This is a genomic window from Ruegeria sp. HKCCSP351 (assembly GCF_017872535.1).
GTDB lineage: Bacteria > Pseudomonadota > Alphaproteobacteria > Rhodobacterales > Rhodobacteraceae > Ruegeria.
Window position 1 is genome coordinate 215,413 of record NZ_JAEDOV010000001.1, and the last position, 22,776, is coordinate 238,188.

At 57.6% G+C, this 22,776-nt stretch carries 22 protein-coding genes; 14 read left to right on the plus strand and 8 right to left on the minus strand.

Features of this window, described 5'->3' with window-relative positions:
* Window positions 1–23 precede the first annotated feature (23 nt).
* Window positions 24–1,019: a hypothetical protein gene (locus I9182_RS01070; RefSeq protein ID WP_209595925.1), complete on the minus strand. Its 996-nt coding sequence runs from the start codon at window positions 1,017–1,019 to the stop codon at window positions 24–26.
* 143 nt (window positions 1,020–1,162) lie between these two features.
* On the opposite strand from I9182_RS01070, the gene I9182_RS01075 reads away from it, so the two are divergent.
* The 4 genes from I9182_RS01075 (at window position 1,163) to preA (ending at window position 5,495) form a co-directional block, all read left to right on the plus strand.
* The gene (locus tag I9182_RS01075; RefSeq protein WP_209595927.1) at window positions 1,163–1,795 is read left to right on the plus strand and encodes a cupin domain-containing protein; all 633 of its coding nucleotides are present in this window, start codon (window positions 1,163–1,165) and stop codon (window positions 1,793–1,795) included.
* A 159-nt stretch (window positions 1,796–1,954) separates the two neighbouring features.
* A complete protein-coding gene (locus tag I9182_RS01080; protein ID WP_209595929.1) occupies window positions 1,955–3,289 on the plus strand; it encodes an NAD(P)-dependent oxidoreductase in 1,335 nt (444 codons plus the stop codon).
* A gap of 46 nt (window positions 3,290–3,335) precedes the next feature.
* Window positions 3,336–4,172, plus strand: coding sequence for a methyltransferase domain-containing protein (locus I9182_RS01085; RefSeq protein ID WP_209595930.1), 837 nt, complete (start codon window positions 3,336–3,338; stop codon window positions 4,170–4,172).
* A gap of 18 nt (window positions 4,173–4,190) precedes the next feature.
* Window positions 4,191–5,495 (plus strand): NAD-dependent dihydropyrimidine dehydrogenase subunit PreA, encoded by a 1,305-nt coding sequence (preA, locus tag I9182_RS01090; protein ID WP_209595932.1) that lies wholly within the window; start codon window positions 4,191–4,193, stop codon window positions 5,493–5,495.
* A 47-nt stretch (window positions 5,496–5,542) separates the two neighbouring features.
* Here the strand turns inward: preA and I9182_RS01095 are convergent, their stop codons facing one another.
* Window positions 5,543–6,151 carry a TetR family transcriptional regulator C-terminal domain-containing protein gene (locus I9182_RS01095; protein WP_209595934.1) on the minus strand — a complete coding sequence of 203 codons (609 nt, stop codon included), beginning with the start codon at window positions 6,149–6,151 and terminating at the stop codon, window positions 5,543–5,545.
* Between the two features lie 172 nt (window positions 6,152–6,323).
* Here I9182_RS01095 and I9182_RS01100 point away from each other — a divergent pair, with 172 nt between their 5' ends.
* The 10 genes from I9182_RS01100 to I9182_RS01145 all read left to right on the plus strand — a co-directional run bounded on the left by I9182_RS01100 (window position 6,324) and on the right by I9182_RS01145 (window position 15,657).
* Window positions 6,324–7,574 (plus strand): Zn-dependent hydrolase, encoded by a 1,251-nt coding sequence (locus I9182_RS01100; RefSeq protein WP_209595936.1) that lies wholly within the window; start codon window positions 6,324–6,326, stop codon window positions 7,572–7,574.
* A gap of 91 nt (window positions 7,575–7,665) precedes the next feature.
* Window positions 7,666–9,120 (plus strand): dihydropyrimidinase, encoded by a 1,455-nt coding sequence (gene hydA / locus I9182_RS01105; protein ID WP_209595938.1) that lies wholly within the window; start codon window positions 7,666–7,668, stop codon window positions 9,118–9,120.
* A gap of 54 nt (window positions 9,121–9,174) precedes the next feature.
* Complete coding sequence (locus I9182_RS01110; RefSeq protein ID WP_209595940.1) at window positions 9,175–9,972, plus strand: ABC transporter ATP-binding protein; 798 nt, start codon at window positions 9,175–9,177, stop codon at window positions 9,970–9,972.
* Window positions 9,962–10,405, plus strand: coding sequence for a GNAT family N-acetyltransferase (locus I9182_RS01115; RefSeq protein WP_209595942.1), 444 nt, complete (start codon window positions 9,962–9,964; stop codon window positions 10,403–10,405). Before I9182_RS01110 ends, I9182_RS01115 begins: the two co-directional genes overlap by 11 nt.
* Window positions 10,402–11,319, plus strand: a complete 918-nt coding sequence (locus tag I9182_RS01120; protein WP_209595945.1) for an ABC transporter permease — start codon at window positions 10,402–10,404, stop codon at window positions 11,317–11,319. Before I9182_RS01115 ends, I9182_RS01120 begins: the two co-directional genes overlap by 4 nt.
* On the plus strand, window positions 11,316–12,161 hold the full coding sequence (locus I9182_RS01125) for an ABC transporter permease (RefSeq protein ID WP_209595947.1): 846 nt from the start codon (window positions 11,316–11,318) through the stop codon (window positions 12,159–12,161). Before I9182_RS01120 ends, I9182_RS01125 begins: the two co-directional genes overlap by 4 nt.
* Before the next feature lie 65 nt (window positions 12,162–12,226).
* On the plus strand, window positions 12,227–13,222 hold the full coding sequence (locus I9182_RS01130) for an ABC transporter substrate-binding protein (RefSeq protein ID WP_209504184.1): 996 nt from the start codon (window positions 12,227–12,229) through the stop codon (window positions 13,220–13,222).
* 158 nt (window positions 13,223–13,380) lie between these two features.
* Window positions 13,381–14,094 (plus strand): ABC transporter permease, encoded by a 714-nt coding sequence (locus I9182_RS01135; protein ID WP_209595949.1) that lies wholly within the window; start codon window positions 13,381–13,383, stop codon window positions 14,092–14,094.
* Window positions 14,087–14,821 carry an ATP-binding cassette domain-containing protein gene (locus I9182_RS01140; RefSeq protein WP_209595951.1) on the plus strand — a complete coding sequence of 245 codons (735 nt, stop codon included), beginning with the start codon at window positions 14,087–14,089 and terminating at the stop codon, window positions 14,819–14,821. Before I9182_RS01135 ends, I9182_RS01140 begins: the two co-directional genes overlap by 8 nt.
* 17 nt (window positions 14,822–14,838) lie before the next feature.
* Window positions 14,839–15,657 carry a substrate-binding domain-containing protein gene (locus I9182_RS01145; protein WP_209504181.1) on the plus strand — a complete coding sequence of 273 codons (819 nt, stop codon included), beginning with the start codon at window positions 14,839–14,841 and terminating at the stop codon, window positions 15,655–15,657.
* A 64-nt stretch (window positions 15,658–15,721) separates the two neighbouring features.
* Here I9182_RS01145 and I9182_RS01150 read toward each other — a convergent pair whose 3' ends face one another.
* From I9182_RS01150 to I9182_RS01170, 6 genes are all read right to left on the minus strand, one after another.
* Window positions 15,722–16,594 carry a helix-turn-helix transcriptional regulator gene (locus I9182_RS01150; protein WP_209595953.1) on the minus strand — a complete coding sequence of 291 codons (873 nt, stop codon included), beginning with the start codon at window positions 16,592–16,594 and terminating at the stop codon, window positions 15,722–15,724.
* A complete protein-coding gene (locus tag I9182_RS20510) occupies window positions 16,595–16,720 on the minus strand; it encodes a hypothetical protein (RefSeq protein ID WP_280922657.1) in 126 nt (41 codons plus the stop codon).
* 13 nt (window positions 16,721–16,733) lie between these two features.
* Window positions 16,734–17,996: a c-type cytochrome gene (locus I9182_RS01155; protein WP_209504179.1), complete on the minus strand. Its 1,263-nt coding sequence runs from the start codon at window positions 17,994–17,996 to the stop codon at window positions 16,734–16,736.
* Complete coding sequence (locus I9182_RS01160) at window positions 17,997–19,199, minus strand: formate dehydrogenase subunit gamma (RefSeq protein WP_209504178.1); 1,203 nt, start codon at window positions 19,197–19,199, stop codon at window positions 17,997–17,999.
* Between the two features lie 75 nt (window positions 19,200–19,274).
* Window positions 19,275–19,868 carry a formate dehydrogenase FDH3 subunit beta gene (gene fdh3B / locus I9182_RS01165; RefSeq protein ID WP_209504177.1) on the minus strand — a complete coding sequence of 198 codons (594 nt, stop codon included), beginning with the start codon at window positions 19,866–19,868 and terminating at the stop codon, window positions 19,275–19,277.
* A gap of 12 nt (window positions 19,869–19,880) precedes the next feature.
* Window positions 19,881–22,775 (minus strand): formate dehydrogenase subunit alpha, encoded by a 2,895-nt coding sequence (locus I9182_RS01170; protein ID WP_209595955.1) that lies wholly within the window; start codon window positions 22,773–22,775, stop codon window positions 19,881–19,883.
* Between the last annotated feature and the right edge of the window lies 1 nt (window position 22,776).

A 22,776-nucleotide genomic window follows, 5' to 3' on the forward strand; every position in this document is an offset into this window, starting at 1 on the left:
CCCGCCTGCGCACAACGATCCTGTCAGCGCAGCCAGAGGCCCTTGCTTTTGATCGTGTTGCGGATGGCCTGTTCACGTCGTGGCAGTTGATCCCGGTCAAACAGGGCGCGGACTTTTGCGCCTTTCCCCTGCAGAACCATCTTTTTCAGTGGCTCGTATTGCTTGAGAACCTTCTTGACCTTGTTTGGAGCGACGACGGTCTCCAAAACGTCAATCACTTGGTCGCTTTCACGGGCGTAAAGCAAGGGAAACAGGCGATAGTGGCAACTGACGGACCCGTCCAGAAAACCTGAGGGCAAAACATCACGACCGCCGCCGAACGAGTGAATGACAAGGGGTAGGGCGGCCTGATCCAGCCAGGGATCAAGGCTTTGGCCAGTCAGTTCCGGAATGTTTTCGTCGCGGATTGTTCTGGCGTAGTCCAGAAAACGCTCTCCAAATTTCCGGGGGCATTTGTAGAAGAAATAGCCTGCATTGAAATATAGGTACCGCCGCCAGTGGTCATGGGGTTGATCGGTGTCCAGCGAGCTTTCGAAATCCAACCCGAACCGGGCGTAAAGCGCGCGCCAGATACCGTCAAAACCGGGGCCATACAGCGTTGGTTTGGGCCATGTCCCTTCAACCTTCAGTGATGCGCTGGGGCGGTCGAAGTCAAAAGGTACAGATGTGATCTCGCCAGTGATCAGCGTGTCGGTGTCAAAGAACACAAAGGGCTCATCTTCCGGCAGAGCCATCAGCGCTTCGATCTTGTTGCCGTACGGATAGCTTTCACCGAATACATGCGAGTCGAAGGGCAGAATTTCGGCACCCAGTTGTTTCAGGGCTTTCAGAACTTCTTCGTCCTGAATGCGCGGGTCCTGTTTCCAGCGGGGCCCCGGATTGGGCGTGGCGACAAACAGTTTGCCCCCGAATTGCGGTGAAGAATGGCGCAGTGAAGCCGCAAACAACAGGGCTTCGTATTGCAGGCGGTTGTTTTGACCGACGACCGCGATGTTGAATGTCTGTGACGTTGCCTGCATCTATGCCCGTTCCCGACAGGTGTTTGACCATGCACCTTGAAGTTCGGATTACAGCAAGCGGCCCAAGGCGTCAAAAGCGGAAAATTTGAAATTTCATCACGCGATCCCATTTCTTTCAGGGGTCGTAGCAGAAAGGGTTACACATGCGGATCAATGCGGATTTCACAAAACGGGTCGCAGTTCATTTTGACAATAGCGAATGGGTCGCTTCCCCTGCGGCTGGCGTCGAGCGTAAAATGCTGGACCGGATTGGTGATGAGGTGGCCCGCGCAACAACCATTGTCCGCTTTGCGCCCGGCAGCACCTTTTCCGCCCATACCCATGACGGCGGCGAAGAATATCTGGTGCTGGACGGTGTATTTCAGGACGAGACCGGAGATTTTCCCGTCGGCAGCTATGTTCGCAACCCTCCGACGTCCTCGCACACTCCGTCTGCTGTGGAGGGCGCGACCATTCTGGTCAAGCTGCACCAGTTCGACCCGCAAGACCGGACCGAGGTTCGCCGGTCGATAAATGGCGATTCTGACGTACAACTGTTCAAAGATGATCATGAGGACGTTTTTGTGCGGACATGGGCGGCTGGGGACGTGGTCGAACTGGACGCGCGCGAAGGCATGGAAGTGTTTGTCATAAGCGGCAGTTTCGAAGAAGCTGGGGAGGAATTTTCGACATGGGACTGGTTGCGCTTGCCGCCCGGAACGCACTCGCGGGCCGTTGCAGGGCCTGACGGCGCCCGGGTTTGGACCAAGTCCCGCCATCTTGGCGAAATGGTCTGAAAGCTTTTCGGCCCTGAAATTAACCAAAATGCCAATGAATCCGGGTTTTACGGCCCGGATTTTCAATTTTTTGACCATTTGGCAAATTTTACCAATTGATAAAAAATTTATTTGTGGCAAGCTGAGGTCATAACAAACATATCTACAGGGAGTAGAGTGATGGCACAGGGCCAGATGGCACCCGGCATCGTCGCCGGGCGGCTTTCAAGCGATGAGCTGACCTCGAATTTCACCGATCTGCATCCGCCATTGGCCCCGCATGAGGCCGCAGTTGCAGCAGACCGTTGTTATTTCTGCTATGACGCACCTTGCGTGACAGCGTGTCCGACAGACATCGATATTCCGCTATTCATCCGTCAGATTCAGGCTGGACAGCCGCAGGCAGCCGGGCGAACGATTTTTCAGCAGAACATTTTGGGCGGAATGTGCGCCCGTGTCTGTCCGACGGAAACACTGTGCGAAGAGGCCTGTGTTCGTGAGACGGCAGAAGGCAAGCCGGTCGAGATCGGGCGGCTACAGCGCTTTGCGACGGATGATCTTATGTCCGCGGGCGCGCATCCGTTTGAACGTGCGGCATCAACCGGGAAGACGGTTGCTGTCGTGGGGGCAGGGCCTGCTGGTCTGGCCTGCGCGCATCGTCTTGCCATGCTGGGTCATGACGTGGTGATCCACGAAGGCAAGCCCAAACCGGGCGGTCTGAACGAATACGGGATTGCCGCCTATAAATCGACCAACAATTTTGCGCAGGCCGAGGTCGACTGGCTGTTGAAAATCGGTGGTATCTCGATTGAAACCGGGTCGGTTCTGGGTGAAGGCATCTCGCTGGATGGTCTGGTCGAAAATTACGACGCGGTGTTCCTGTCCATCGGACTTGCCGGGGTGAATGCCCTGCGCGCGGATGGTGTTGACAAGGACGGCGTGCGGGATGCCGTCAATTTCATCTCGGACGTGCGGCAGGCTGGTGATCTTGCACAGCTTCCTGTCGGGCGGAACGTCGTCGTTATTGGCGGTGGCATGACTGCGGTGGACGCAGCGGTAAAGTCCAAATTGTTAGGTGCCGAGAATGTCACCATTGCCTATCGTCGGGGCCGCGACGCCATGGGTGCCAGCCGGTACGAGCAGGATCTGGCAGCCTCGCACGGGGTTCAGATCTTGACGAACGTGCAGCCGGTGGCGGTGCACGGCAATGGAGCCGCTACCGAGATTGAGCTGGAATATACCTCAAGCCAGAACGGTCAGCTTACCGGAACCGGTGAGACGGTCCGGCTGCGGGCAGACCAGGTTCTCAAAGCCATCGGTCAGACGCTGGAAGGTGCGCCGGAAGGGCTGAAGCTGGACGGCAACAAGATCGCTGTCAGCGGTGCGGGACGCACTTCTGTGGCCGGTGTCTGGGCAGGTGGAGATTGCGCGGCGGGCGGCGAGGACCTGACCGTCACGGCTGTTGCCGAAGGCAGGGATGCTGCGATGGACATCCACGCGACGCTGGTTTCGTGATAGGATGGGGTATTCACCCCATTCCTTTCGCTGCTGAGGTATTCCCATGTCCCAGATCGAACAAGCCGTAGCGCAACATTACACCACCGGAGCTCTGACCGACCGCGTCCGCGCGGCGCTTGAGGCCAGCGGTATCGATCCGGATGCGGCCACGGTCGCAGACCTGAAAGCAGGGGACGAGTTCCACACGGGTGGCGTTCTGGCGACCAACAACCTGTTTGCGCAGTTGTCGCCGACCCATGCGACGCGCGTTCTGGATGTCGGATGCGGTATCGGCGGAACCTCTCGCTATGTTGTGGATCGCTATGACTCGACGGTAACGGGCGTCGATCTGACACCGGAATTCGTTGAAACCGCCAGGGTGCTCAGCGATATGGTCGGGCATTCCTCGAAAACCAGCTTTCATGTGGGTAGTGCCTTGGAGATGCCGGTGCCGGATGCTGGGTTCGATCTGGCTGTCATGATGCATGTGGGCATGAACATTATGGACAAGGCCGGGCTGTTCGCCGAAGTGTCGCGGGCGCTGGCCAAGGGCGGTACTTTTGCCCTGTTCGATGTGATGGCCGCAGACGTGGACGAGCCGCTGGCTTTCCCTCTGCCGTGGTCCACTGTTGCCGAAACCTCGTTCGTGGATGCGCCGGATGTTTATAAGTCTGCGGCAAGTGCCGCGGGTCTTGAACTGGTGACAGAAACGGATCGCACCGAATTCGCGATACAGTTCTTCGAGGACGTCTTTGCAAAGATTGCTGAATCCGGCCTGGCACCGCTGGGCATTCATCTGATGATGGGCGAGACGGCACCCGAAAAGTTCCAGAACTACGTCAAAAACCTCAAGGCCGGGCGCATACGCCCGACCGAAATGATATTCAAAAAATCCGGCTGAGCCGGGAAGGGAGAAGCCATGGCCGATCTGACGACTAACTTTCTGGGCATTTCCAGCCCCAACCCTTACTGGCTGGCCTCTGCGCCGCCGACGGACAAGGAATACAACGTTCGTCGCGCGTTTGAGGCCGGTTGGGGCGGTGTTGTGTGGAAGACGCTGGGGTCCGAGGGGCCGCCGGTCGTAAATGTGAACGGCCCGCGGTATGGCGCGATTTATGGTGCCGACCGTCGTTTGCTGGGACTGAACAATATCGAACTGATCACCGACCGCCCGCTTGAGGTGAACCTCGAGGAAATGGCGCGGGTCAAGTCCGACTATCCGGATCGCGCCCTGATCGCTTCGATTATGGTGCCCTGCGAGGAAGAAGCCTGGAAAGCCATTCTGCCACGCGTGGCTGAAACCGGCGCGGACGGAATCGAACTGAACTTCGGTTGCCCGCACGGGATGAGCGAGCGCGGTATGGGGTCCGCCGTAGGGCAGGTGCCGGAATATATCGAAATGGTCACCCGTTGGTGCAAGCAATACTATGACCGACCGGTCATCGTGAAACTGACTCCGAACATCACCGATATCCGCAAACCTGCGGCGGCGGCCAGAAACGGTGGCGCGGATGCGGTGTCGCTGATCAACACGATCAATTCGATTACCAGCGTCAATCTGGACACGTTCAGCCCTGAACCTTCGATCGATGGCAAGGGCAGCCACGGCGGGTATTGCGGCCCTGCCGTGAAACCGATCGCCCTGTCGATGGTGTCCGAAATCGCGCGGGCCGAGGCGACGCATGGCATGCCGATCTCGGGCATCGGGGGTGTCACCACATGGCGTGATGCGGCCGAGTTTATCTCGCTGGGATGTGGCACGGTGCAGGTCTGTACCGCTGCGATGACCTATGGGTTCAAGATCATCGATGAATTGACTGCAGGTCTGTCGGAATGGATGGATGAAAAGGGGTACACCAACATTGATGAGGTGATCGGACGCGCGGTGCCCAATGTCACCGATTGGCAATACCTGAACCTGAACTACATCGCCAAAGCCAAAATCGATCAGGACCAGTGTATCAAATGCGGCCGCTGCTATGCCGCCTGTGAAGATACCAGCCATCAGGCGATTTCAATATCGGATGACCGTGTGTTCGAGGTGATGGATGACGAATGTGTCGCCTGTAACCTCTGCGTTGATGTATGCCCGGTGGAAGGCTGTATTTCGATGGTGCCGATGGCGGCAGGTGAAATCGATCCGCGCACCGGGAAAGAGGTTCAGCCGACCTACGCGAACTGGACCACGCACCCGAACAATCCGATGGCCAAAGCAGCGGAATGATCGAGACAGGGAATATCCCTGAGGGGCCGCTGACGCGGCCCCTGCATTCATGGCGTCAGGAGCTTTCGGTACAACGTCTCTACAAAGGGTTCCGCACCCTCGAACGGGTTTTCGTGGCCCAGAATAGCCCGCACCTGAACGTCGAAATCGGCATAATGCTGCGTCAGCGCCCAGATCGAAAACATCAAATGATAAGGGTGCAACCGTGCGATTTTGCCCTGATCCATCCAATTGGTGAGTATGGTGACCTTTTCGTCAACCAGTTGTTTGAGATCATTGGACAAAGCGTCGTGAATACGGGGCGCGCCTTGCACAAGCTCATTGGCAAAAAGGCGGCTTTCCCGTGGTAGCTCCTGACTCATTTGCAGTTTCCGGCGAATATAGGACAGCATCTCCTCCATCGGATCACCGGTCTCATCCAGATCGTGCAGGGGCGCCAGCCAGGTTTCCAGCAAGCCCGAAAGCAATTCGGTGTGGATCGCCTCTTTCGACGCGAAATAGTAGAGGAGATTGGGTTTGCTCAACCCCGCCTCGGCAGCAATCTGATCGACGGTTGCCCCACGAAACCCGTGTGCGGAAAACACATTCAGGGCAGCCTCGAGAATCGCGGCTCGGTTCTTCTTCTGGATACGAGTCGGTGCGCGGTCTTTCGACATGATTTCAGTGTGTCTCTTTTTTCGTCGGATAGGCACGGATTACACTGAAAATTCAGGCTTTGCCGCGCAATTTCTTGACTGATACCGAACCCGTGATAGCGTGAGTTTGACCAGTTGGTCAAATCAAGACACCAATAGCGAGCAAAATCGCAAGCAAACAGGGAATAAGACAATGGCAGCTCCGGCGCAGAATCTTAGGATCAATGGCGACAGGTTGTGGGACAGCCTGATGGAGATGGCCAAGATCGGTCCCGGTGTTGCGGGGGGGAATAATCGGCAAACTCTGACTGACGAGGATGCCGAAGGCCGCGCCTTGTTCCAGAAATGGTGTGAAGAGGCCGGATGCACCATGGGGCTGGACCAGATGGGCAACATGTTTGCGCATCGTGAGGGCACCGACCCGGACGCTTTGCCGGTCTATGTGGGTTCGCATCTGGATACGCAGCCGACTGGCGGAAAATATGACGGCGTTCTGGGCGTTCTGGGCGGGCTGGAGATTATCCGCACGCTCAATGACCTCGGGATCAAGACGAAACATCCCATCGTGGCAACCAACTGGACCAACGAGGAAGGGACGCGATATGCGCCTGCCATGCTGTCGTCTGGCGTCTTTGCGGGAATGCACACGCAGGACTGGGCGTATGACCGTGAAGATGCCGATGGTAAGAAATTCGGGGATGAACTGAACCGGATCGGTTGGCGCGGTGAAGAAAAAGTTGGCGCGCGCAAGATGCGCGCTTTCTTTGAGTTGCATATCGAACAAGGCCCGATCCTTGAAGCCGAAGGAAAGGATATCGGCGTCGTCACCCACGGTCAGGGTCTGAGCTGGACACAGGTCACGGTGACCGGCAAGGATGCCCATACCGGTTCAACCCCGATGCCGATGCGCAAGAATGCCGGGCTTGCGACGGCGCGCATTCTTGAGAAAGTGGACGAAATCGCCTGGTCTCACGCACCGCATGCGGTCGGTGCCGCGGGGCATATCGACGTTTTCCCGAATTCTCGCAACGTAATCCCGGGCAAGGTGGTGTTCACGGTCGATTTCCGCTCGCCCGAGCTGGAGGTGATCACCGACATGGAAAATCGCCTGCGGGTGGCGGCGGAAGATATTGTCGAAGAAATGGGCCTGCAGGTCGAATTCGAGAAAGTCGGCGGTTTCGATCCGGTGAAGTTCGACGACGATTGCGTGTCTGCCGTGCGCGATGCGGCTGAAAGGCTGGGCTATTCGCATACCAACATCATCTCGGGCGCGGGGCATGATGCCTGCTGGATCAACCGTGTTGCCCCGACCGCCATGGTCATGTGCCCCTGTGTGGACGGGCTGAGCCATAATGAGGCTGAAGAGATCAGCAAGGATTGGGCGGCAGCCGGGGCAGATGTCCTGCTGCATGCCGTGGTCGAGACTGCCGAAATCGTGGAATAGGGGGCGCTGCCCCCGTCGCCCAAGGGCGACTCCCCCGGGATATTTTTGGCCAGATGAAGCAAGCGGCGCGGACCGCATCAGGGAGTTCAAAATGAGTACTGTTATTAAAAACGGAACCGTTGTCACCGCGGATTTGTCATACAAGGCGGATGTATTGGTCGAAGGCGGCGTCATCACCGGGATCGGGATGGGTCTGAAAGGGGATAACGAGCTGGACGCGACCGGCTGTTATGTGATGCCCGGTGGGATTGATCCGCATACCCATCTGGAAATGCCGTTCATGGGCACCTATTCCAGCGACGATTTCGAAAGCGGTACGCGGGCCGCCCTGGCCGGGGGCACGACGATGGTTGTTGACTTCGCGCTGCCCAATCCGGGCGAAAGCCTGCTGGATGCCCTGAAGCGTTGGGACAACAAATCGACACGGGCGAATTGCGACTACTCGTTCCACATGGCGGTGACATGGTGGGGCGAACAGGTTTTTGACGACCTCAAGACCGTGATCGAGACGCGCGGCATCAATACCTTCAAACATTTCATGGCCTATAAAGGCGCGCTGATGGTGAATGATGATGAGCTTTATGCCTCGTTCAGGCGTTTGGCCGAACTGGGCGGCATCGCAATGGTGCATGCCGAGAACGGAGACGTCGTTGCCGAACTGAGCGCCAAGCTGCTGGCCGAGGGGAACTCTGGCCCCGAAGCGCATGCCTATTCCCGACCGCCGCAAGTAGAGGGTGAGGCCACCAACCGGGCCATCATGATCGCTGATATGGCGGGGGTGCCGCTATATGTTGTTCATACATCCTGCGAAGAATCTCATGAAGCCATTCGTCGGGCCCGAATGCAGGGCAAGAGAGTGTGGGGCGAACCGTTGATTCAGCATCTGACTCTGGATGAAAGCGAATATTTCAATCAGGATTGGGACCACGCCGCGCGGCGGGTCATGAGCCCCCCGTTCCGCAATAAGCAGCATCAGGACAGCTTGTGGAATGGCCTGCAATCAGGATCGCTGAGTGTTGTGGCAACCGACCATTGCGCCTTTACGACCGAACAAAAACGCTTTGGAGTTGGGGATTTCACCAAGATCCCGAACGGGACCGGCGGTCTGGAAGATCGGATGCCGATGCTGTGGACGCACGGTGTGAATACCGGACGCCTGACGCCCAATGAATTTGTTGCAGTGACTTCAACAAACATCGCCAAGATACTGAATTGCTATCCGAAAAAAGGCGCGATCCTTGTTGGGGCGGATGCAGATATCGTAGTGTGGGATCCTGAAAAAACGAAAACGATCACAGCCAGTACGCAGCAATCTTCGATCGACTACAACGTGTTTGAGGGCAAAGAGGTCAAAGGCCTGCCGCGCTTTACGCTGACCCGTGGACAGGTTGCGGTACATGATGGTGAAATCCGCACGCAGGAAGGCCATGGCGAGTTCGTTGCGCGCGAGGCAAATACGACTGTCAACAAGGCTTTGAGCGCGTGGAAGGAACTAACCGCCCCTCGGCCGGTTGAGCGGACAGGTATCCCGGCGACGGGGGTTTGATCCGTTGGGCCGCTATCTGGGCGGCCCCGGCACCACTCTTTTCAAGGCAGTAGAATGACCACTGAAAGCACGACCCAGCACGTCATCGAAGCAAGGCAGCTTGACCTCACCTTTCAAACCAATGACGGGCCTGTTCACGCGTTGAAAGACGTGAACCTGACGATCGACAAGGGGGAATTTGTTAGTTTCATTGGCCCCTCGGGCTGTGGAAAAACCACTTTCCTGCGCTGCATCGCGGCCTTGGAGACACCGACCGGCGGGTCGCTGACTGTCAACGGAATGACCGCAGACGAAGCGCGGCGGAACAGGGCCTATGGGTATGTCTTTCAGGCGGCGGGCCTTTATCCCTGGCGCACGATAGCAAAGAACATCAAGTTGCCGCTTGAGATCATGGGCTATTCCGCGTCCGAGCAGGAAGAAAGGGTGAGAAAAGTCCTGGAACTGGTTGATCTTGAAGGATTTGGCGGAAAGTTTCCATGGCAGTTATCCGGCGGGATGCAGCAGCGCGCCAGCATCGCGCGGGCCTTGGCCTTTGATGCTGATATCTTGTTAATGGATGAGCCGTTCGGCGCTTTGGATGAGATTGTGCGCGACCACCTGAACGAGCAGCTTTTGGCGCTTTGGGCAAGAACCGAAAAGACCATCGGATTCGTGACGCATTCGATTCCCGAAGCCGTTTATCTGAGTACTAAAATTGTCGTGATGAGCCCGCGGCCGGGGCGGATTACGGATGTGATCGACAGCCCGCTGCCAAAGGAACGGCCCTTGGACATTCGTGACACTCCGGAATTCATCGAAGTGGCCCATCGTGTTCGCGACGGGTTGCGGGCGGGGCATTCTTATGACGACTGATCCGGGGACAGAAACCATCAGACGGGCCGTGGTAGGTGACGTGCCGGCTTGTGCCCGCGTGATTTACAACTGGGCCTCGCAGACGGACTGGATGCCTGATGAATTGCCAGTTGAACAACTGGCGATCTTGATCCGCGATGCGTTTGACAGCCGCGAAATCTGGGTCGCGGGTGATCCGGTTGATTGCTACATGTCCATAGATCCGGCGCAGAGTAAGATCGGTGCGTTGTATTGCAGCCGGACGGGGCAGGGAATTGGCAAGCGTTTCGTTGCCAAGGCGAAGCAGGGTCGGACCCATCTTTGGCTGACAACACACAAACCCAATCGGTCGGCGCAGCGGTTTTACCGCCGTGAAGGGTTCGAGGTTACTGCCGAAGAACTACCTGCACCGCCGGATACAGTGCCCGTCTATCGTATGGAGTGGCACGCATGAAGCAGATCATCGCCGTTTTCACAGTCGTCGCCGTGATCGTTCTGTTCTGGTATGTCGCTTGCGTTCCGATGAACATCAAAGGGGTTTTGACCGAACTTGAACGTGGCGGTGCCGAGGTTCAGCCACCCACCGCAAGCGCGCGTCGGGATCTGGGAGAGTTCGGTCTCGTTCTGGATAATTCGTTCGCAATTCCAGCTGCTTGGGAGCAGGGCAAGCCCCGTTTGCCATCCCCTCATCAGGTGGCGATTGAACTGTGGGATACAACCGTCCTGAAGAAAATCAACTCGAAAAGATCGCTGGTCTTTCATGGATGGGTGACACTCAGCGCCACGATGCTGGGCTTTGTCATCGGGACCGGGCTGGGTGTCTTGTTGGCCGTTGGGATCGTGCATAGCCGCGTGATGGATTTGTCAGTCATGCCATGGGCTATCGTGAGCCAGACGATCCCGATTATCGCTTTGGCACCGATGATTATCGTGGTCCTTTACTCGGTCGGGGTTCAGGGGATCATTCCCAAGGCGATCATCTCAGCGTATCTGAGCTTTTTCCCGGTTGTCGTCGGCATGGTCAAAGGGTTGCGCAGCCCTGACGCGATGCAACTTGACCTGTTGCGGACCTATAATGCCAGCCAATCGCAGGGGTTTTGGAAACTGCGCCTTCCTGCGTCAATGCCATACCTGTTCACATCGTTGAAGATCGGTATTGCGGCGTCGCTGGTCGGCGCAATTGTTGGCGAGCTGCCGACAGGCGCTGTCGCAGGATTGGGTGCTCGGTTGCTGGCGGGCAGTTACTATGGACAAACCGTGCAGATATGGTCAGCGCTGTTCGCTGCGGCCATTCTGGCCGCCTGCCTAGTCGGTTTGCTGGGATTGATTGAACGGTCGGTTCTGAAGCGGATGGGGATGGCGCAATGATGTTGGTTGTCTTTGCTTTGCTGCTGTGGGCTTTCGGCTGGTGGTTGAACAGCCGATTGGCCAGTGGCCCGCAAGCCGACAGCCAGATGGTACGCTTCTTGGCACCGGTGATTTTTGGTCTGACCATTGTCGGAGTCTGGGAGCTGGTGGTCCGCGGGCTTGAAGTGCCGCTGGTCATTCTGCCAGCACCGTCTGCCATAGCGGTGCGATTTGCAGGTAGCCTTGATATTCTTTGGGCCGACTTTGTTCAGACAATCCTGAAAGGAGCGCTCAGCGGATATGTCATCGGCTGTGGATCGGCCTTCCTTATGGCGATTGCCGTCGATCGGTGGGATTTCCTGCGTTTGGGGCTTTTGCCAGTCGGGAATTTCGTCGCGGCTTTGCCCATCGTTGGGACGGCACCCATTCTGGTCATGTGGTTCGGGTTTGATTGGCATTCCAAAGCGGCGGTGGTCGTTGTGATGGTGTTCTTTCCGATGCTGGTCAACACCGTGGCCGGACTGCGCGAGGCCACCGCGATGCAGCGTGACTTGATGGAAACCTATGCAGCAAGCTATTGGCAGAGCTTTCTGAAGCTGCGGCTGCCTGCGGCGATGCCTTTCATTTTCAACGGGTTGAAGATTTCAACAACTTTGGCTTTGATTGGCGCCATCGTGGCTGAATTCTTCGGATCGCCGATCGTGGGGATGGGCTTTCGGATTTCTACCAGCGTCGGCCAGCTGTCGCTTGATATGGTTTGGGCTGAGATCGTCGTAGCTGCACTTGCCGGGACCGCCTTTTACGGGCTTGTCGCTGGTATCGAGAAGGTCGTGACGTTCTGGCACCCGTCGCAGCGTCGATGAAAACGAAGGAATAATTCAACAGACCTCGACAACGGGGCAATCAAAAGCAACTAGGAGATAGGAAAATGAACAAGCTACTTAGCGGGGCGGTTGCCGCCTTCAGTTTGGCAGCCAGCACGGTGTTTGCGGCAGACGAAGTGACGTTGCAGCTGAAATGGGTTGGGCAGGCGCAGTTTGCTGGCTACTTTGTGGCAGAAGCAAAGGGTTTCTACGACGAAGAGGGGCTTGATGTCACAATCAAACCGGGCGGCCCCGATATTGCACCGGAGCAAGTGATCGCTGGTGGCGGTGCAGACGTTATCACCACGTGGATGGCCGCCGGCTTGGCTGCACGCGAGCGCGGTGTTCCGCTAGTAAACATTGCTCAGCCATTCAAAACAGGCGGTCTTCAAGTTAACTGCCTGAAATCCACAGGAGTTGAATCGCCTGAGGATTTCCCAGGTCGCACCATGGGGGTCTGGTTCTTTGGCAATGAATACCCATTCTACGCTTGGATGGCGTCTCTAGGCATCGAGACTGATGGTGCTGATGAGAACGGCGTTACTGTTCTGAAGCAGGCGTTTTCCGCAGATCCTTTGATCCAAGGGCAAGCGGATTGCATCTCGACCATGACTTATAACGAATACCGCCAGATCCTTCAGGCTGGTATCACCCCGGAAGAGTTGGTGACTTTCAACTATTTGCAGATGGGGTTCGGTATGCTGGAGGACGGGCTTTATGTTATGGAGGAAAACCTGAACGACCCAGCGTTTGTCGACAAAATGGAGCGTTTTGTTCGGGCGTCGATGAAAGGCTGGAAATACGCGGCTGAAAATCAGGAAGAGGCCGCTGAAATCGTTCTGGAGTTTGACGAGACCGGCGCGCAGGAGCTGGACCATCAGGTTTACATGATGGGCGAGGTAGCGAAGCTGATCGAAGGATCCGACGGTGCGCTAGATCCAGCGGACTACGAGCAGACAGTGAAAACGCTGTTGTCGGCCGTATCTGCGGAAAATCCGGCGATCACCAAGGAACCCGAAGGGGCCTGGACGCACCAGATCACGGACGCTGCTCTGAACTGACGCTAACCGTTAATTTGAAGGTCAAAAGCGCGGTCCCAATCGGGGCCGCGTTTCGTATTCGTGGTGTCGGAATTGTGTCTGTACTTGGCACCGATATGAAGTAGTATTTCCATGTAATCTAATGTGTTTTGTACGAAGCGCGGGTGTTTGAGAAGAAAATGCAGGAATTTTCATCAGAATTCAGCGCTGCGATTGCCTTGATCCTTGGGGGAGATTCTGAGCTGTGGGCAATTGTGCTGTTGTCTCTGAAAGTGTCCGTGTTTGCGGTTCTGGTTTCTGCTCTGATCGGAATGCCCGTGGGGGCTGCATTGGCCGTCGCACGGTTCCCCGGCCGCCGGATGCTGATCGTCCTGATGAATGCACTGATGGGGTTTCCGCCGGTTGTCGTAGGCCTGCTGGTCTATCTGATGCTGTCCCGTTCGGGTCCTTTGGGAGTGCTTGAGCTTTTGTACACTCCGACCGCCATGATCATTGCGCAGGTCGTTTTGGTCACCCCCATTGTCGCGGCTCTGACGCGACAGGTTGTTGAAATGTTGGCTGAGGAATATTCCGAACAGCTGCGGTCCTTGGGTGTGTCACGGCTGGCCTCGGTTCCGGTTTTGTTGTGGGATGCGCGACTGGCGCTTGTCACGGCCCTGCTTGCCGGTTTCGGACGCGCCATCGCCGAGGTGGGCGCGGTTATCATCGTTGGCGGAAACATCAATCATGTGACCCGCGTGATGACGACAACCATTGCGCTTGAAACGTCGAAGGGAAATCTGTCGCTGGCACTGGCGTTGGGGGCGATCCTGATCGGGATTGCAGTTGCCGTAAACGCGATGGTCAGCGCGGTCAGTTTGCGGGCCGAGCAGGAGGGGTTGAGCCATGCGTGACGTGATCTGTGACATGTCGAACTGTCTGACGGTTGAAAATGTGCAAATTCTCAGCAACGGCAAGGTTTTGCTGGATGTTCCTTCATTGATTCTGGATGGTCCAGGGCCGACGTTGCTTCTTGGCCCCAACGGTGCGGGCAAAAGTCTGTTGCTGCGGTGTTTGCATGGCCTGATCTCGCCGGATCGCGGGCGGGTGGTGCAGGATGGAAACCATCTGGGCGCTGCGCAGAAAGCGCGCCAAGCCATGGTATTTCAGAGACCGGTTCTGTTGCGACGGTCTGTTGCTGCGAACCTGGGTTTTGTCCTCAAGCGTCAGGGCATGGGGCGAACGGCAAGAAAGGCACGTATCGCCGAGTTGCTTGCTGAAGGCGGGCTGGATGGGAAGGCCCGGCAATCCGCCCGGTCGCTCTCGGGGGGCGAGGCCCAGAGGCTGGCCATTTTGCGTGCTTTGGCGCTGGAGCCCGAAACACTGTTTCTGGACGAACCCACCAGCGCCCTTGATCCCGGCGCGACACAGATGATCGAACGTATGGTTCTGCGCGCCTCGGCGCGGGGTGTACGGATCGTGATGGTGACACATGATATTGGGCAGGCCCGTCGTTTGGCCTCGGATGTGGTCATGATGCAGGGCGGTCATGTGGTTGAACACGGCCCCGCAAAACAGGTTTTGGATACCCCCGAAAGTGAAGCATCGCGTCGCTATCTCGCGGGTGGATTGGTTACCTAAAAGATAAAACGGAGAAAATGATGTTCCGCGCAATACTTCGGGCGGCAGTGATGGCCCTTGGTCTGTCGGCAAATGCGGCCTTGGCAGAGACACCGTTCATTGTCGTGCAGTCTACGACATCCACCCAGAACTCGGGGCTGTTGGACTATATACTGCCGTGGTTCGAGGCCGAGTCGGGCATTGACGTGCGCGTTGTGGCCGTAGGAACCGGTCAAGCAATCCGCAATGCGGTCAATGGTGACGGGGACGTCCTGCTGGTTCACGCCAAATCCGCCGAAGAGAAATTCGTCGCTGATGGATATGGCGTGGAGCGGAAGGACCTGATGTATAACGATTTTGTATTGGTGGGCCCCAAGGCAGATCCCGCCGGAATTCGCGGTGGTGCCGACATTCTGAGCGCTCTTACAGCGATTGCAAAGGCTGAAGCCCCGTTTGCGTCGCGCGGCGATGATAGCGGAACGCACAAGGCTGAACTGCGGCATTGGTCGGCTGCGGGGGCGGATCCGACCGGCGCGTCCGGCAGTTGGTATCGGGAAACCGGTTCAGGTATGGGTGCGACTCTGAACGTGGCCAGCGGCATGGATGCGTATACTCTGACAGATCGGGCGACCTGGCTGTCCTTTGGTAACAGAGGCAATCTTGAGATCCTGGTTGAAGGTGATCCGCGTCTGTTCAATCAATACGGTGTGATCCTCGTAAATCCCGAAAAGCATCCGCATGTGCGCGCTGCCTCTGGTCAGCGGTTCATCGACTGGTTGACCGGGCCGGACGGGCAGGAGGCGATCGCTTCTTTCCGGCTGGACGGTCAGCAGGTGTTTTTCCCCAATGCGCAATAAGCTGGCCTGCGGCCAGCCCCTGCGGGGCGAGTATTTATAAAAAGATGAAGGCGCGGGTAGAGGTTCACCCGCTGGCCCCATTGTGGTGGATCGTGCCAAGACCAGACAGGTCATAGCCGCTAAACTCGCGTGCCCGCTGGGTGAACTGACCCGAGCGCAACAGGGTTAGCAGTTTCTGTATTGGCGGATCGAAAAAGGCCCGACGCCAGATGGCAAGATCCAGCCTCTCGGAATGAGTGGGGACAAAACCCAAGTTGTAGAGACCGGCTAGGGCGCCAAGCCCAAAGCCGGCCTCGGCCTTCCGGTCATGCAGGGCGATTGCCAGCTCTTCTTCTGTACGTGCGCAGCCTGGTCGAGTATCCAGATCATCCCGGCTCAGGCCGTGGGCTTTCAGTTGAGTGTCGAACAGGCGCTGGCTTGCCGCACTGTCCTGACGCAGCATGACGGTGTGTGACTTGAGGTCATCAAAAGAACTGATGTCGGATATGCCCGGAGCAAGAAGCAATCCACGCTCACGCCGGGCGATTTCAAACAGGATTACCGGGGCTTCGCCCAAAGTGTCTTGCAGGGATTCTTTGTTGAATCCGCCATTTTCGTGGATGTGCAACACAGCGGCCTGCGCGCTGCGTTCGCTGAGCCTGATCAGCCCGTCAAAAGAACCGTCGTAATAGGTGGCCAGCCCCGACCCACTTTCACGCAGCGCCCAGTCCAGCAAAGGATCGTGGCTGCCCGCTATGATCGGGGGTAGGGGCGGTTCGGCAACCTGTGGGCCAGATCGCGACGCGTTGAGCCAGGCAATGATCTCGGCCCGCGGAAACAACAGTTTGCCCATGGCGCGCACGCACGGCACCTCACCTGACGAGGCAAGGTCATAAGCCTTCCGCTCGCCAATGCGCAGCAGATCGGCCAGTTCACGGGTGGTCAGATATTGCGGCATTCAGTCTAGGCGCACGGTGGCGCCGGATGTGGTGTCAGCGGTGCTGAACCCGATCTGTTCCAGCACAAATGGGGCTGCGCCTGCAATAACGACCATCGCGGCGACAGCGGCGAGAAAGGCTTTCATGGGCTCCTCCGGTTCAGTTCCGGTCAGTTGTTGCGCGACGCAGAAAAGCGATAAGGTCCTGGCGATCCTGTGATTTGGCAATCCGCTGCATCGGCATTTTCGACCCTGGAATGTAGTGGTCTGGCCCTTCGTCGAAAAGGGCATTTATTGTCTCGTCATTCCAAATGATATCAGAGCCTTGCAATGTATCCGAGTACAAATATCCTTGAACCGTGCCGGCCTGACGTCCAAATACACCGTGCAGGGTGGGGCCTGCACGTCGTTCGTTATCGGAAGACAAGCTGTGACAGATCGAGCATTTGCGCGCAAACTGGCGTTCTCCGTTGTCCATCTCGTCAGGATTTTTTAGGAAACTTGGTACTGCCGAGGCCATCTGGTGTTGGTCGGACAACGCATCCACAGGCCAGCTGTACATCGCCTCGTCAAGCCCGCCCGCATGGATGTTCTTACCGTCTGTGGAAAATGCCAAAGCCCAGACCGGACCGCGCAAAGTGGCGCGAAAATCCTGTGCAATGCGCCAATCGACGGTGTCGATGACCATAATATACCCTTCGCCATCGCCTACGGCCAAAAGTCTCCGATCCGGGCTGAGTGCAAGGGCAAGGATCGGGCGGCGGTCCAGAGTGAAATCGCGCTCTTCCCCGGTGGCAAGGTCAAGGACACGCGTGACACCGTCAACCGCGCCATAGGCGATCCAGTTGTCCTGTGCATTCAGGGCCAGTTCATTGATGCCGAACCCGTGCTCGACCAGACGCCTTGTTTCCTGCCCGCTGGATACATCCCATAACCGCAAAGCGCCGTCGACTCCCGCCGAATAAAGCTGTGTGCCGTCAGGTGAAAATGCAACCGCATTCACGCCACTGCCGGTCGGTCCAAGCCGCGCGGGCTCTGTGCCATCGACAGGCCACAGGCCGATTGTTCCATCCCAGCTGGCGGTCGCAATTGCGGTTTCTGACGCGGCAAGGCCGACAATCTTGCCCTTGTGTCGGCCAATGACTTCACCGCTGGGCCACTTGCGCAGGGTGAAGTCGTCTCCGGCAGAATAGAAAGCGGCGCCGTTGAACGCGACTGTGTTCACGGCGGCTTCGTGCCCTTCGTACCATTCTGGTGCTTGCCCGGTCCAAAGACCCACAGAGTTGTCGAAACTGGCTGTTGCGATGCGACCGTCAGGCGCGATGGCGATGCCCATGATGGGGCCGCCATGCCCTTTCAGCGTGTAGAATTCTGCCACGGCGGGCAGGGGCACCAGCACCAGCGCCAGAACCAGCCCACGCATCTATTCAGCGGGTGAGGCGGCTGCTGTGTCAGCCTCTTTTTTCTGCACCTCTTCCAGCCAGAGCGAGTGATGCTCGCGCGCCCATTGTTCCTCGACCTCTCCGGTTCCCATGGCGTCAAACGCACCCTCCATCCCGACCGAGCCGAGATAGATGTGCGCAACGATGATCGCGATGAACACATAGGCAATCATGACATGCCAGACTTGGGCGAATTGCATCTCTTCCTGCGGTGACATCTGCACCGGCAAGGTCAGACCCAGCGCCTGCGGAATGCCCGTGGCGTTTGCGACCGAGAAGGTTTTGGCGAACAGGGGCATCTCGAACGGGAACAGCAGTGACAAGCCGGACAGGCTGATCGACACGCCTAACAGAATACAGGCCCAGAAAATGATCTTTTGCCCCGCATTGAATTTCCGGGCGGGCGGGTGGTTGCCCTTGGTGAACAGCCCCCCTCCGGCGGCGAGCCATTTCAGGTCGGTCCGGTTGGGAATGTTATGAGCAATCCAGTTCACCGTGACGATGATCAGACCCAGCATAAAGGCCCAGGCCAGATTGTTATGCAGCCACTTACAGCCGAGTGCGATGGTAGCGAAACCTTCCTTGCCGAAGATCGGAATCAGGAAGTCGCGGCCATAGAGCGTGAGCAAACCAGTAATGCCGAGGATTAGGAACGATCCTGCAAACAGCCAATGACCGAAACGTTCAATCCCGTTGAAGCGGGTAACCGTGCGGCCCGTTTTCTCTCCATCGATGCGGATTTTCCCACGGATCAGAAAGAACAGCAGAATGATGCCCAGCATCCCGGCGATGATATAGGTGCCATATTCGCGCAGCGGTCCACTGCGGAAGTTCAGCCACCACATGCCGCCATCCTGTATCAGCACACTTGCCGCCGGGCCGTTTGACGATACGGTCACATCGGCCGAGCCATAACGCAACGCACGGTACACATCACTATCCGACGCGACTCCACGGGTGCCAAGCTGACCCATCAGGCCCTCGACATTGCTCTGGCCGGTATTGCCGGAGCGATATCCGTTATCCACCTGCTCACCACGTTGCCGGGCGAGAATGTCTTCGAGGGTCGTCGCTCCGCCGGTTCCCGCCCTTTCAGGCGTGGCGTTGCTGTCATCGGTCGTTTGGGCGGCTGCCGAAAGGGTCAGCCCAAGGGTCAACAGAAAAGCGATGAGAAAGCGGAGCATCTGAACCTCGGTCAAATTCCAAGATCGGACAACCCGCGCCGAGCGGGTTGTCCATTGCTTTGTGCAGACAGCAGCTTAGCCGTCTTTCTGGTCGTAGGCAGTACCCCAGCCCCAGGCGCCCGAGCCGAAACCGCGCGCCACGACGCGTTCACGGTAAACAGCCGACACCACGTCGCCGTCACCGGCAAGCAGGGCCTTGGTGGAGCACATTTCGGCGCAGATGGGCAGTTTGCCCTCGGCGATCCGGTTGCGACCATATTTGGCGAACTCTGCGGTCGAATGGTTTTCTTCGGGACCACCGGCGCAGAAGGTGCATTTGTCCATCTTACCGCGTGAACCGAAATTGCCCGCTTGCGGGTATTGCGGCGCGCCAAACGGGCACGCATAGAAGCAATAGCCGCAACCGATGCACAGGTCCTTGGAGTGCAGGACAACACCTTCTTCGTTCTGATAGAAGCAGTCGACCGGACACACCGCCATGCAGGGCGCATCCGAACAATGCATACAGGCCACCGAGATCGAGCGTTCGCCCGGGTTGCCGTCATTGATCGTCACCACCCTGCGGCGGTTGATACCCCAAGGTACCTCATGCTCGTTCTTGCACGCGGTTACGCAGGCGTTGCATTCGATGCAGCGTTCAGCGTCGCAGAGAAACTTTGCTCTAGCCATTAATCGTCCTCCTTACGCTGCCGAGATCTTGCAGAGAGTACACTTGGTCTCCTGCATTTGGGTCACTGAATCATAGCCATAAGTCTGGGCGGTGTTGGAACTTTCGCCCAGAACATAGGGGTCAGCGCCTGCGGGGTATTTGTGCCGCAGATCCTCGCCCTGGAAATGGCCGCCAAAGTGGAAAGGCATGAAGGCGACACCGACACCAACCCGATTGGTCAGCATCGCCATCACCTTGACCTTACCGCCTTCCGGACCTTCGACCCAGACCTGTTGTCCGTCCCGAATGCCAAGGTTGTTGGCATCGCGCGGATTGATCTCGACGAACATATCCTGCTGAAGTTCAGCAAGCCATGGGTTCGACCGGCTTTCCTCGCCGCCGCCTTCATACTCGACCAGACGACCTGACGTCAGGATTATCGGGTAATCCTTTGAAAAGTCGTTCTTTTGGATCGAAGCATAAAGGGTGGGCAGGCGATATGCGTGCCGGTCCTCGTAGGTTGGATAGTCCGCCACCAGATCGCGCCGGTTCGTATAAAGCGGCTCGCGGTGCAGTGGGATCGGATCCGGGAAGGTCCAGACAACCGCGCGGGCTTTGGCGTTCCCGAAGGGCGCACAGCCATGAGCGATCGCGACCCGCTGGATACCACCTGAAAGGTCGGTTTTCCAGTTGGTCTCGGGGCCTGCAACGGCATCGATTGCGGCGCGTTCTTCAGCCGTCAGGTCACCATCCCAGCCAAGATCCATCAGCATCTGCATCGTGAATTCAGGGTATCCGTCCTGAATTTCCGATCCGACGCTATAGACCCCTTCGGCCAGCAGGTTGTCGCCATCGCGTTCCACACCGAACCGGGCGCGGAAGGTCAGGCCGCCTTCGGCCACCGGTTTGGACATGTCATAAAGGTTGGGTGTACCCGTATGACCCATCTCAGGCGTTCCCCAGCAAGGCCACGGCAAACCGTAATACTCGCCGTCGTTGGGTCCACCAATGGCTTGTAGTGTGGTTCTGTCGAACGTGTGCTGATTGGCCATATGGCTTTTCAAGCGTTCCGGTGACTGCCCGGTATATCCGATGGTCCAGAGGCCCGAGTTAAACTCACGCGTGATGCTTTCAACATTCGGGGTCTCGGGGTCTTCCATCTCGATATTGCGGAACAGGCGGTCTGCCCAGCCGAACTTGTTGGCGAACTTGGCCATGATGACCTCGTCCGGCAGGCTTTCGAACAGCGGATCAACCACCTTGTCACGCCACTGTAGCGAGCGGTTTGACGCGGTGACCGAGCCACGGGTTTCGAACTGCGTACAAGCGGGCAAAAGGTAGACGCCATCGGTGCGGTCATGCAGAACAGCGGAAACGGTGGGATACGGGTCGATCACGACTAGCATGTCCAGCTTCTCCATTGCCGTTTTCATTTCCGGACCCCGCGTTTGCGAGTTCGGCGCATGACCCCACAGAACCATGGCACGGACATTGTTGTCCTGATCCATGTTCGCAGGGTCTTCCAGAACACCGTCGATCCAGCGGGATACCGGGATACCGCTTTCATTCATCAGCGGTTTGTCCTTGCCGTCTTTGCCCTTGATCGTGGCGAACTGGCCCTTCAGCCAATCCAGGTCTTCGCCCCAGACGCGGCTCCAGTGGCCCCATGCGCCTGCGGACAGGCCGTAATAGCCGGGCAGGGTGTGGGACAACACACCAAGGTCTGTCGCGCCCTGCACGTTGTCGTGGCCGCGGAAGATATTGGTGCCACCACCCGAGGTACCCATGTTGCCCAGCGCAAGCTGAAGCACGCAATAGGCGCGGGTGTTGTTGTTGCCGTTGGTGTGCTGTGTGCCGCCCATGCACCAGATGACCGTGCCGGGGCGGTTGTTCGCCATGGTTCGGGCAACACGTTTCAGTTGCGAGCCGGGCACACCAGTGACGCGTTCTGTTTCTTCGGGCGTCCATTTGGCCACCTCATCCTGAATCTGGTCCATGCCCCAGACACGGGTGCGGATGAATTCTTTATCCTCCCAACCGTTGTCGAAGATGTGCCACAGGATGCCCCAGATCAGCGCAACGTCTGTGCCTGGGCGGAAACGGACATATTCATCCGCATGGGCCGCGGTGCGTGTAAATCTCGGGTCGCAGACGATCAGCGGGGCGTTGTTCTGCTCTTTTGCGCGCAGAACGTGCAGTAGAGAGACAGGGTGCGCCTCAGCCGGGTTGCCGCCAATGATGAAGATGGCGCGCGAGTTGTGGATGTCGTTATACGAATTGGTCATGGCACCGTAGCCCCATGTATTCGCAACACCCGCAACGGTGGTCGAGTGGCAGATACGGGCCTGATGGTCCACGTTGTTCGTGCCCCAGTAGGCAGCGAACTTGCGGAACAGATAAGCCTGTTCGTTATTGTGTTTTGCTGAGCCCAGCCAGTACACGCTGTCGGGCCCGGATTCCTCGCGGATGCTCATCATGCCGTCGCCGATCTCGTTGATCGCCTCTTCCCAGCTGATGCGCTTCCACTCGCCGCCTTCCTTTTTCATCGGATATTTCAGGCGACGCTCACCATGGGCGTGCTCGCGAACCGACGCTCCCTTGGCACAATGTGCACCCAGGTTGAACGGGCTGTCCCAGCCGGGTTCCTGCCCGACCCAGACACCGTTCTGCACTTCGGCGACGACAGTACAGCCGACCGAACAGTGGGTGCATACGGATTTGATGTTTTCGACGGCCTGATTGGCCGCAGTCTGGGCACTGGCTGGCGTCACGGTTCCACCCGTGGCGCTGATCGCGGCAAGGCCGCCGATCGTCAGGCCCGAGCCACGCAGGAATGCGCGGCGATCGACGGTTTTCTCGCCGACCTGGGACAGGATACTTGTCCGCTGGGGGCGTCTCGCAACCCCGTTGGTCTTTTTCCTAAGCATG

Coding starts and splice junctions, on each gene's coding strand:
- hydA (WP_209595938.1), top strand. CDS start 7,666: ATGAGTACTGTTATTAAAAACGGAACCGTTGTCACCGCGGATTTGTCA.
- I9182_RS01110 (WP_209595940.1), top strand. CDS start 9,175: ATGACCACTGAAAGCACGACCCAGCACGTCATCGAAGCAAGGCAGCTT.
- I9182_RS01085 (WP_209595930.1), top strand. CDS start 3,336: ATGTCCCAGATCGAACAAGCCGTAGCGCAACATTACACCACCGGAGCT.
- I9182_RS01135 (WP_209595949.1), top strand. CDS start 13,381: ATGCAGGAATTTTCATCAGAATTCAGCGCTGCGATTGCCTTGATCCTT.
- I9182_RS01160 (WP_209504178.1), bottom strand. CDS start 19,199: ATGCTCCGCTTTCTCATCGCTTTTCTGTTGACCCTTGGGCTGACCCTT.
- I9182_RS01115 (WP_209595942.1), top strand. CDS start 9,962: ATGACGACTGATCCGGGGACAGAAACCATCAGACGGGCCGTGGTAGGT.
- I9182_RS20510 (WP_280922657.1), bottom strand. CDS start 16,720: ATGAAAGCCTTTCTCGCCGCTGTCGCCGCGATGGTCGTTATTGCAGGC.
- preA (WP_209595932.1), top strand. CDS start 4,191: ATGGCCGATCTGACGACTAACTTTCTGGGCATTTCCAGCCCCAACCCT.
- I9182_RS01145 (WP_209504181.1), top strand. CDS start 14,839: ATGATGTTCCGCGCAATACTTCGGGCGGCAGTGATGGCCCTTGGTCTG.
- I9182_RS01155 (WP_209504179.1), bottom strand. CDS start 17,996: ATGCGTGGGCTGGTTCTGGCGCTGGTGCTGGTGCCCCTGCCCGCCGTG.
- fdh3B (WP_209504177.1), bottom strand. CDS start 19,868: ATGGCTAGAGCAAAGTTTCTCTGCGACGCTGAACGCTGCATCGAATGC.
- I9182_RS01075 (WP_209595927.1), top strand. CDS start 1,163: ATGCGGATCAATGCGGATTTCACAAAACGGGTCGCAGTTCATTTTGAC.
- I9182_RS01120 (WP_209595945.1), top strand. CDS start 10,402: ATGAAGCAGATCATCGCCGTTTTCACAGTCGTCGCCGTGATCGTTCTG.
- I9182_RS01125 (WP_209595947.1), top strand. CDS start 11,316: ATGATGTTGGTTGTCTTTGCTTTGCTGCTGTGGGCTTTCGGCTGGTGG.
- I9182_RS01170 (WP_209595955.1), bottom strand. CDS start 22,775: ATGCTTAGGAAAAAGACCAACGGGGTTGCGAGACGCCCCCAGCGGACA.
- I9182_RS01140 (WP_209595951.1), top strand. CDS start 14,087: ATGCGTGACGTGATCTGTGACATGTCGAACTGTCTGACGGTTGAAAAT.
- I9182_RS01080 (WP_209595929.1), top strand. CDS start 1,955: ATGGCACAGGGCCAGATGGCACCCGGCATCGTCGCCGGGCGGCTTTCA.
- I9182_RS01095 (WP_209595934.1), bottom strand. CDS start 6,151: ATGTCGAAAGACCGCGCACCGACTCGTATCCAGAAGAAGAACCGAGCC.
- I9182_RS01070 (WP_209595925.1), bottom strand. CDS start 1,019: ATGCAGGCAACGTCACAGACATTCAACATCGCGGTCGTCGGTCAAAAC.
- I9182_RS01100 (WP_209595936.1), top strand. CDS start 6,324: ATGGCAGCTCCGGCGCAGAATCTTAGGATCAATGGCGACAGGTTGTGG.
- I9182_RS01150 (WP_209595953.1), bottom strand. CDS start 16,594: ATGCCGCAATATCTGACCACCCGTGAACTGGCCGATCTGCTGCGCATT.
- I9182_RS01130 (WP_209504184.1), top strand. CDS start 12,227: ATGAACAAGCTACTTAGCGGGGCGGTTGCCGCCTTCAGTTTGGCAGCC.